A 9,874-nucleotide genomic window follows, 5' to 3' on the forward strand; every position below is an offset into this window, starting at 1 on the left:
TGACTTTGCTGGTTTTCAGCAGAATCGCGGAAACCACAAAGGAGACGGCAAAGGCGGCAACAATCGCCGCGATATTGGCGAAGTAGGCACCTTTTGGCGTCATCGCCAGTACCGCCAGGATAGAGCCGGGTGAAGCCGGAGAAACCAGACCGCCGTTCAGCAACGTCAGGGTAAAGACGCCGGTTGCACCACCAAGAATAACGGCGAGAATCAGACGTGGATTCATCAGCACATAAGGGAAGTAAATTTCGTGAATGCCGCCGAGGAAGTGAATAATCGCCGCACCGCCCGCAGATTGTTTGGCATTACCGCGACCAAAGAACATATACGCCATCAGTACGCCCATCCCCGGGCCTGGGTTGGCTTCGATCAGGAAGAAGATCGATTTACCCGCTTCACTTGCCTGCTGGATACCCAGTGGCGAGAAGATACCGTGGTTAATCGCATTGTTGAGGAACAGGATTTTCGCTGGCTCAACAAAGATTGAGGTCAGTGGCAGCAGATTATTCTGCACCATCAGGTTTACACCGGCGGCGAGGATATGCGACAGACCCTGAACCAGTGGACCGATTGCCAGAAACGCCAGAATGGCCAACAACATACCGATAATACCGGCAGAGAAGTTGTTAACCAGCATTTCAAAGCCGCTTTTAATTTTACCGTCAACCATACGGTCGAAGGATTTGATGGCCCAGCCGCCCAGTGGGCCAGCAATCATTGCGCCGAGGAACATCGGCATATCGGCACCGACAATCACACCCATGGTGGTGATGGCACCGACCACGCCACCGCGATCGCCGCCGACCAGGCGGCCACCGGTATAACCGATCAGCAATGGCAGCAAATAAGTAATCATCGGGCCAACCAGCTTGGCCAGCGTTTCGTTTGGCAACCAGCCGGTCGGAATAAACAGCGCAGTGATGATACCCCAGGCGATAAACGCCCCGATATTTGGCATCACCATATTGCTCAGAAAGCGACCAAAGCTCTGAACTTTGATCTTGATATCTGATGAGGACATAAAACACACCCCTTATTGTTACGCGCTGACAAATAAGAGAGCGCGTTGATTTTTGTATGAGACATTCCGGCGGGGAGCCGACTACACCATTACTGTATGCAGGCGGACTCTAGCACGCCAATATGACGCTGCGTAGTGAGTGAAAAAAGTGTGATGCTCATCACGCTAATGAAGGGGCTTTAGGGGGGATTTAAGTGATATAGATCACATAATTACCGTGTAAAAAAAGGACGATGGCGAATATCTGGCCTGAAATGGCTAATAAATGTGATGTGTATCACGAAATAAGGCTGGGGATTTATATTTGAATTGTGATGAATATCACAATTTATTTTTGGGCTGAAATGCGCCAACTCACCGTTTGCTGCGCAGATAAATTGACCAAAAGCCATAATGTAAGAAAGTTACGGCAATCCTTTTCCTTTTAAGAAAAGAATTGCCGGATAACAAAGGCTAAGTGTTTACTGGAAACCACCCTGCACGGCACTTTTCGCCTGGTCCAGCGCCTGCGTTTTCGACGACAAATTGCTCATAATCGTGTTGTACTGCGCGGCCTGATCGCGGGTAGCAAACTGCACACCATTATTATTAAAGGTGACGCTGGTTCCCTGCTGTTGCAGGAAGTCACCCGCTTGCAGTACATCCTGACTTAGCGACTGAAGAGCCGGTAATAAAGGAATCAGTGAATTAGCTGGCTGCGTGACCACTTTGTTATACACGTTGTCATAGACCGTTTTTAAATCATCCGGTTGCTTCAGCGTCGCCTTGCTGCTGTCTGCCTGGCTTTTGGCACTCTGAATCTGCTGCGCCAGCACATTCAGCGAACCACTGGCCTGGCGCAAACTATTGCGGCGGGTCAGATAATCCTGCGGTACGCGAATCATCTGAAGCTCATCAACCACCGGTTTTAACCCGTTATCAACTGCTTTATTCACCTGCTGCGAAAAGCCATAAATAATGGCGTAATCACTGGCGTAGTTACCCATTTTCTGTTTCTGATCTTCGCTTAACGCGGGCAGATGTTCGCCGCTGCGCATCACGGTGTTTTGGAGAAAATCGATAAACGCTTTACGCTGATCCGGCTCTTTATCGCCGCAGCCGGTCAGTTGAAAGACAATAAACAGTGCCGCCAGTGGCACCCATACGCGGGCCCAGACACGGGAGATTCCTGCCGCCATAAACAAACTCCTGTCATTGAGAAGGGTTAACTACCTGATAACGCTTAGCAAGATGTCGAGCCTAAAGGATAGTCTAATGTGTCTGCGCTGAATACCTTTATAACGGGCTTTCTTCGCGTGCAAAGGCCATTTTCTTCGAATAAATAATAAGATCGCATTAAATTAAACACTAATAATGATTTGTGAGATCGATCTGATTAAAAAGAAATAACCGATTTTATTTTTTAACTTTATTTCTGATGTGATAGCGTAATCGAAAATAACTCAAGGAGTGAGTATGATGACTTTAGCAAAAGGCCAGTCGCGACTACTTACCATAGGTGAGATATCGTTAGCTCGATCAGTATTTCGTAATGGGGTTGATTATAGTCGGGAAAGGGTTTATCACCGCAGTTATTTTCCATTTGATCTTCAAATGGATGAAGTAGCGATGGCCCCTAACGGTAATATCTATTTTATGACGATGCTTTACAGAGATGACTTTTCTCATGAGGCACCTCGAGAGAAACATCTTTTTATCCACGAAATGGCTCATGTCTGGCAATATCAGATGGGAGTTAATGTCAGAATGCGAGGGGTATTTAGTGGCTTAGTTTCTTATAAATACAGTTTGCCACACTATAAAACTTTGCGAGACTATAGTCTGGAATAACAGGCCTCAATTATTGCTGATTATTATTATATTACACGATTTGGTTTGAATGGTTTTGCACAGCGTAAAAATTTCATCGGCATTATTGGGCCTGATTTTCGACAACTTTATGAAGATACTCTTGTCTACTTTCTTAAAGATGCTAAAGAGGTTAAAAGTTTAAGATGAGGCATTGTATCCGATTTATATTTATAGTGTCAGTGACGGTATTATTAAGTGCGTGTCTGTTTCATCGTCAAATGTCATGGTCTATGGAGGTTAAAATGGTTAATAATGCGCCATGCTTCATTATTCCTGAAGACATTAAAACACGCAGGCATCAAATGGTTAACAATGGTTTAATGATATCCAGGTTGATTAATGGGAGTTATGAAACGGTCTGGGTTGCACCGATAATGGCAAGGTCAAACTACTTTCCTGTTATTCTGGATCAGTGCTTAGTCAACGTGTTTGATGACTGGCAGGAAAGACAATATGCAATAGATACTGGGATCTGGTTTGATAATGAGATAGAGCAGCGACTTTATCATGCTGAGTTTCTATTGCTTCGCGATCCTGAAACACAGCAACTCAATTTATCTGAGCGGAAAATGTTAAGATGAAACCGCTCTATCGTCCATTTGTCGTAATGATATTAGTTATATTACTAACCGGTTGTTTTTACTTTCATCGTCCATGGTTTTATCCACTCAAGATAAAAATGGTTGATAACTTACCCTGTTTTACCATTCCTGGCGATCGTGCGATAAGGCAACATAACCCAATGCATGAAGGTTTTATTTTGGAAAAGGTTATCAATTAGCATTATGAAAGAATTTGGGCCACGCCGGGCAAGCCGAATAATGCTCCCCTGCCTGTTAAGTTCAATGAGTGCCTGCCTGTTGGTTTTGATGATTGGCAAGAAGGTCGTTACACCCTTTCTAACGGAGTCTGGTTCGATAACGGGATAGATAAGCGCTATTATCAGGTTGGATTTACCCTGATACGCGATCCTCTTTCAAATAAACTGGCATTAATGGATGTCAAATAATCAATGTAAGTTATTAAAAGGATAATGACCGAGTGTATTTCCAGGGTATGACACCCAAAATCTATCAGAATTATTTGGGTGCTACCTTATCAGGCGGATTAGCAGGATGTCTTTTCCATCGCCCGGAAATATCACTGGGTGACCAAACGTAAAAGGGGGCAGTTTTCACTGCCCCCAACAGGCTTAAAATACTAATGCCTGCCCATCCTTACGGCTTTCCGTTGCGGCGATATAGAAACCCTGCGGATCGCGTACAATCGCCTGCGCACCACCAAAGTTATAGGTTTGCAGTGGATCTTCCAGCACTATCTTGTGGCCCATGGCGCGCAAGGTTGCCAGCGTATTGCGATCCATTGAGGGTTCCACAATCACTTCACGACCCGCCACCACTCGCCAGCGCGGTGCATCAATCGCCGCCTGAGGATTCTGTTTATGCAGCATAATACGCAGCACCATCTGCAAATGCCCCTGCGCCTGCATCGGTCCACCCATCACCCCAAACGACATCAATGGCTGACCGTCGCCATCCAGCGCAAAGGCCGGAATAATGGTGGTAAATGCGCGCTTATTACCCGCCACCACGTTCGGATGTGCTTTATCCAGCACAAAGCCTGCGCCGCGATTTTGCAGGCTGATGCCGGTGCCGGGTACCACGACGCCAGAGCCGAAACCCATATAGTTCGACTGGATAAAGGACACCATCATGCCGTCGGCGTCGGCGGTAGAGAGATACACCGTACCGCTCTGGGTCGGTGCGCCGAAGGTGAAATCGCCAGCCTGTTTCGCATCAATCAGCGCGGCACGACTTTTCAGGTATTCATCGCTCAGCAGATGTTTGGCGGCAAACTCCATATGGTCTTCATCGGCGATATAGCGCTCCAGATCTACCAGCGCCAACTTCATCGCCTCTATCGACAGATGCAGCCATTCAACCGAATCAGGTTGATAGCGGCCAATATCCCAGTGCTCAAGAATGCCAAGGGCAATCAGCGTTGCGATGCCCTGACCGTTAGGAGGAAGTTCATGTACCGAGCCGCCAGCAAACGGGCGCGACAGCAGCTCTACCCACTCAGCCTGATGGTTTTTCAGATCGTCGATAGTCAGTGCAGCATTATGCTCACGGGCGAAGGCGGCAATTTTTTCCGCCAGTTCGCCACGATAGAAGGCTTCGCCGTTGGTGGCGGCAATTTTTTCCAGCGTGTCGGCCTGGTCAGGATTGCGGAACAGCTCACCCGTGCGCGGCGGTCGGCCCTGCGGGGCAAAACAGGCGCTGAATCCCGGCTGATCGCGCAGCTTGTTATAGCCGCGCTGCCACAGTTCGCCAATCAATGGCGAGACCGGAAAACCGTTGCGTGCATAGTCGATAGCCGGCTGGGCGAGGGTCGTCAGCGGCAGAGTGCCGAAACGTTCGGCCAGCTCGACCCAGGCAGAAACTGCGCCTGGCACCGTGACCGCATCCCAGCCGGTTTCTGGCATGGCGGCTAAATGGGCAAACGTCTCGTGTTTCCACGCGGCAGGCGCACGGCCCGACGCGTTCAGGCCATGCAGCTGTTTGCCATCCCAGATAATGGCAAAAGCATCACTGCCGATACCGTTACCGGTCGGTTCAACCACGGTCAGGGCGATGGCGGTAGCAATCGCGGCATCCACCGCGTTACCACCCTGTTGCAATATACGCAGCCCGGCCTGTGCGGCCAGCGGCTGCGAGGTGGCAACGGCGTTGCGACCCATCATTGGTGCACGCCAGGAGGGATACCCGACGTTAAAATCTATTTCTCCACTCATCGCTATTCCTTAATCATCAGTCGTTGCGCGGATCGAGCGCGTCGCGCAGTCCGTCTCCCAGCAGATTGAATCCCTGCACGGTGAGAAAAATGGCTATCCCTGGAAAAATGGACATCCAGGGAGCCTGTTCCAGATACCCTTTGGCCGTGTTCAGCATTGCACCCCACGACGGGTCGGGCGGTTGCTGACCCAGGCCAAGGAATGACAGGCTGGCTTCGGTAATAATCGCCGAAGCAATCGCCAGCGTGGCCTGTACCAGGATCGGTGACATCACGTTGGGCAGTACGTAGCGCAGCACAATCCAGCGGTCGGGCAGGCCGATTGCCCGTGCACCGTCGATATACTCTTCATTGCGAATGGCAATCACCTGACCGCGGGTCAGGCGGGCAAAAATCGGCATTGCCGACAAACCGATAGCAATCATTGCATTGCCGAGGCTGGGGCCGAGAAAGGCACCCAGCGCAATCGCCAGAATCAGAAACGGGCAGGCCAGCAGTGCTTCAATAACGCGCGAAATCACGCCGTCCCAGATGCCCTGCCAGTAACCGGCGATTAGGCCAAGCGGCACGCCAATCAGGATGGCAATCATCACCGAAATACAGCCCGCCAGCAGCGAGGTGCGCGCCCCCCAAATCATGCGCGATAAAATATCGCGCCCCAGCTCATCGCTACCCAGCCAGTACAACTCTGACGGTGGTTTTCGTACCGCCATAAAGTTGGCTTTGACGGGGTCGAACGGTGCCAGCCACGGTGCCAACAGCGCGATAGCGACAAACAGCAACACAATTACCGCGCCAAGCATCGCGCTTTTATTGGCGAGAAATTTTTTCAGTACCCGATTACCCGGTTTGCGCAGCGGCGCGGCCGCGCCAGACACCAATACTTCACTCATGGTCAGCCTCGCATTTTGGGGTTAATCAGCACGTAGAGCACATCGGCCAGCAGATTGAGCAACAAAAAACCGATCGCCACCACCAGTACCACACCCTGCACCACCGCATAATCACGGTTAAATACTGAGTCGACGATCATCTTGCCAAAGCCGGGCAGGGTGAATACCTGTTCGGTCAGCACCGCACCCCCTAACAATTCGCCAAACAGCAGGGTCGTCAGAGTAATCACCGGCACCAGCGCATTGCGAAACGCGTGTTTGAGGATCACCCGTTTTGGCAACAGTCCTTTGGCACGCGCGGTGCGGATATAATCGGCTTTCAACACCGCAATCATTGCCGCACGGGTATGACGCATCAGCGTGGCCGCCAGCCCGGTGCCAAGCACCAGCGCGGGCAGCAGCAGCGTTTTAATATTCTGTGGAATACTTTCACTGAGCGGTACATAGCCAGAGGCGGGCAGCCACTGTAAATGAACCGAAAACAGTAAAATCAACAGAATTCCCAGCCAGAAATGCGGCACGGATATGCCGGATAGCGCGACAAAGTTAGTGGTGTGGTCGACCCAACTGTCTTTACGCACTGCGGCGATAATCCCCATACTGATGCCAATCAGCAGCGCAAAAATCATCGCCAGCAGCGACAACTCCAGCGTGACCGGCAACTTACTGGCAATCAGTTGGGTTACCGGTTCTTTGGTGCGCAGCGACATACCTAAATCGCCACGCAGCGCATTACTGATCCAGTGAAAATACTGTGCCGGAATCGGATCATTGAGGTGATATTCGTCGCGCAGTTGCGCAATCACCGCCGGATCGCGCTCTTCGCCCGCCATTGCCAGTACCGGATCGCCGGGCAGCAACTTCTGTAGCGAGAACACCATAATGCTCACCAGCAACAGTGTCGGAATAGCCAGCAGCAGGCGCTTACAGATCAATTCAACCATCAGTGCTCCTCCGGCCTCCCTCAGGGTGCCATCTTCACGCCAGCAAGACGCACCAGACCATCTGGCCAGGCTTTAAAGCCTTCCAGTTTTTTGTTCATGCCAAAGATGCGTGGTTCAAAGTAGAGATAAGCGATCGGCATATCGGTTTGCAGCTGTTTGACCACTTTGTCATACAGCGCCTGACGCACCGCCTGATCGTTGGTCTGGCGTGCTTCCGTCAGCCAACTGTCGACCTGCGGGTTGCTGTAATGGCCGTCGTTCAGCGTGCCTTTGCTGTTGATAAATGAGAAGATGCTGCCGTCCGGATCCGGTCGCCCTGACCAGCCGGAGAGGCTGAGCTGGAATTCTCCATTCTGCTGGCGATCGAGCAGGGTGGCGAACTCGCTCATCTGCAGATTGACATTAAAACCGGCTTCGCTGGCCATCGCCTGAATCACCTGGCCGACCTGTTGCGATGTCGGATTATTAGTCACCAGCAGTTTGACGTTAAGCGGAGGGGTTATGCCGGCCGCCGCCAGTAACGCTTTCGCTTTTTCCACATCACGCGCCGCGATCGGCAGCTTGACGTGATACGGGCTGACGGTAGAGAACGCCTGATTAGCCGGCGTATATAATCCGTCAAAAGCCACCTGATTCAGCGCGTCGCGATCAATGGCCAGCGAGAAGGCTTCACGCACGCGCGCATCTTTGGCAAACGGGTTATTGGGATCGACTTTGCCGTTAGCGATATTAAAAGTGATGCCCTGATAGCCAAGACCGGTCACTTTCGCCAGGCTTAGTTTGGCATCGCCCTCGACGGTTTTTACGTCACTGGCGGCAATCCCTTCTGTCAGATCGAGATCGCCGGAACGTAAGTTGGCCAGACGTACCGAAGCATCAGGAATCGGCAGGAAAATCACCTTATCGAAGTGGTAGGCGGACTTATTCCAGTAATTATCGAAACGCTTCAGAACGATGCGGTCCTGTTGCACACGGCTGTCAAACTGATAAGGGCCGGAACAGACCGGGTGAGTGGTGAAATCCGCTTTGGCAGCGGCTTTCGGTGCCAGCATGGCACCGGCGCGGTCAGTCAGCTGGCTGAGCAGCGCGGCATCAGCGGTTTTCAGGTGAAATATCACCTGGTAAGGCGCTTTGACTTCAACAGACTCAATCGACGAGATTTCGCTTTTACGCACCGAACCCGGCAGGGTTAATGCGCGTTCGATATTGAATTTCACCGCTTCGGCGTCAAATTTTTCGCCGTCATGGAAGGTCACACCCTGGCGCAGATTCATGGTGAGCGTTTTACCGTCATCGCTCCACGCCCAGTCGGTTGCCAGGCCGGGAATCACCTGCAGATGTTCATCGACATCGACCAGTCGATCACACATGGCAGCAAACACGAAACGACCGTAATAGGTACGCGCCAGATGCGGATCAAGCATATCCGGATCGGCTCCTAACCCAATACGTAGCGTACTTTCAGCTTGTGACGGAACGCTGGCTCCCATCAACATCAGACCGCCAAGCGCGGCCAAAAACGTCTTACGAACTTTCATCGCTTCACTTCTCCAGAGGGTTTTATTGTTTTTGCCTGGCAGCCTGATCGAACAGCGCACGGCGACGTAAAAAGGCAGGTGACGGTGGGGCAATTTCAATCACGCTGCGATCGCGATTGATCTCCTGCCAGCGATGGCAGGCAACCTGGCGACCGCCGGGCAAGATCTGATTGATCGGTTCAAGCTGACGGCACTCATCGCGCACATGCGGGCAGCGGGTATGAAAGCGGCAGCCGCTGGGCGGTGCGGCCGGATTGGGCAGATCGCCCTGTAGCATCGGAATCTGACGCTCAACGCCGGGCTGAAGCTGAGGTGCAGAGGCAATCAGCGCCTGGGTATAGGGGTGCAGCGGCGCATCAAAAATCTCATCGACGCTGGCCAGCTCAACAATCTGGCCGAGATACATCACCGCCACACGATCACTCATATGGCGAATCACCGCCAGACCGTGCGCGACAATCACCATCGTCAGGCCAAACTGGGCTTTCAGGCTCTCCAGCAGATTCACCACTTGCGCCTGTACCGAGACATCCAGCGCGGAGACCGGCTCGTCACCCAGCAGCAGTTTCGGACCGGAGGCCAGCGCGCGGGCAATGCCGATGCGCTGGCGCTGACCGCCAGAAAATTCGTGGGGATAGCGTTGCGACCACGCGGCAGGCAGGCCCACCGTGCGCAGTAATTCATGAACCTTCTCTTTACGCTGCTGACGTGACAGCGATTCATGCAGCCATACCGGTTCGCCCACGATATTTTCGACCGTCATACGCGGATTCAGCGAAGCAAAGGGATCCTGGAAAATAATTTGTAGCTCGCGGCGTAGCTGGTTCAGGCGGG

9 protein-coding genes are annotated in these 9,874 nt (G+C 51.9%); 2 read left to right on the forward strand and 7 right to left on the reverse strand.

All coding sequences use genetic code 11. The features are described 5' to 3' along the window. Together NG42_RS23335 and NG42_RS04410 are read right to left on the reverse strand one after the other, a co-directional pair. Positions 1 to 1,021, reverse strand: a 1,021-nt coding sequence (locus NG42_RS23335) for a PTS mannitol transporter subunit IICBA (RefSeq protein ID WP_241488303.1), incomplete at its 3' end; no start/stop codon positions are given. 461 nt (positions 1,022 to 1,482) lie between these two features. Continuing rightward, on the reverse strand, positions 1,483 to 2,199 hold the full coding sequence (locus tag NG42_RS04410; protein ID WP_052898062.1) for a DUF3053 domain-containing protein: 717 nt from the start codon (positions 2,197 to 2,199) through the stop codon (positions 1,483 to 1,485). Positions 2,200 to 2,476: 277 nt separating this feature from the next. Between NG42_RS04410 and NG42_RS04415 the strand changes: the two genes are divergently transcribed. Together NG42_RS04415 and NG42_RS04420 are read left to right on the forward strand one after the other, a co-directional pair. After that, complete coding sequence (locus NG42_RS04415; protein ID WP_241488304.1) at positions 2,477 to 2,851, forward strand: hypothetical protein; 375 nt, start codon at positions 2,477 to 2,479, stop codon at positions 2,849 to 2,851. A gap of 164 nt (positions 2,852 to 3,015) precedes the next feature. Further along, positions 3,016 to 3,453 (forward strand): putative T6SS immunity periplasmic lipoprotein, encoded by a 438-nt coding sequence (locus tag NG42_RS04420; RefSeq protein ID WP_338152342.1) that lies wholly within the window; start codon positions 3,016 to 3,018, stop codon positions 3,451 to 3,453. Positions 3,454 to 4,064: 611 nt separating this feature from the next. On the opposite strand, the gene NG42_RS04425 is transcribed toward NG42_RS04420, so the two are convergent. From NG42_RS04425 to NG42_RS04445, 5 genes are all read right to left on the reverse strand, one after another. Further along, the gene (locus NG42_RS04425; RefSeq protein ID WP_052898064.1) at positions 4,065 to 5,666 is read right to left on the reverse strand and encodes a gamma-glutamyltransferase family protein; all 1,602 of its coding nucleotides are present in this window, start codon (positions 5,664 to 5,666) and stop codon (positions 4,065 to 4,067) included. A gap of 16 nt (positions 5,667 to 5,682) precedes the next feature. Next, positions 5,683 to 6,558, reverse strand: a complete 876-nt coding sequence (locus NG42_RS04430) for an ABC transporter permease (RefSeq protein ID WP_052898065.1) — start codon at positions 6,556 to 6,558, stop codon at positions 5,683 to 5,685. 2 nt (positions 6,559 to 6,560) lie between these two features. Continuing rightward, positions 6,561 to 7,502, reverse strand: coding sequence for an ABC transporter permease (locus NG42_RS04435; RefSeq protein WP_052898066.1), 942 nt, complete (start codon positions 7,500 to 7,502; stop codon positions 6,561 to 6,563). Positions 7,503 to 7,522: 20 nt separating this feature from the next. Further along, positions 7,523 to 9,040 carry an ABC transporter substrate-binding protein gene (locus NG42_RS04440; RefSeq protein WP_173581492.1) on the reverse strand — a complete coding sequence of 506 codons (1,518 nt, stop codon included), beginning with the start codon at positions 9,038 to 9,040 and terminating at the stop codon, positions 7,523 to 7,525. A gap of 22 nt (positions 9,041 to 9,062) precedes the next feature. Further along, positions 9,063 to 9,874: oligopeptide/dipeptide ABC transporter ATP-binding protein (locus NG42_RS04445; RefSeq protein ID WP_052898067.1), on the reverse strand; the 812-nt coding region annotated here is incomplete at its 5' end.

Source organism: Winslowiella iniecta, assembly GCF_001267535.1.
In the GTDB taxonomy this organism is placed as follows: Bacteria; Pseudomonadota; Gammaproteobacteria; order Enterobacterales; family Enterobacteriaceae; genus Erwinia; species Erwinia iniecta.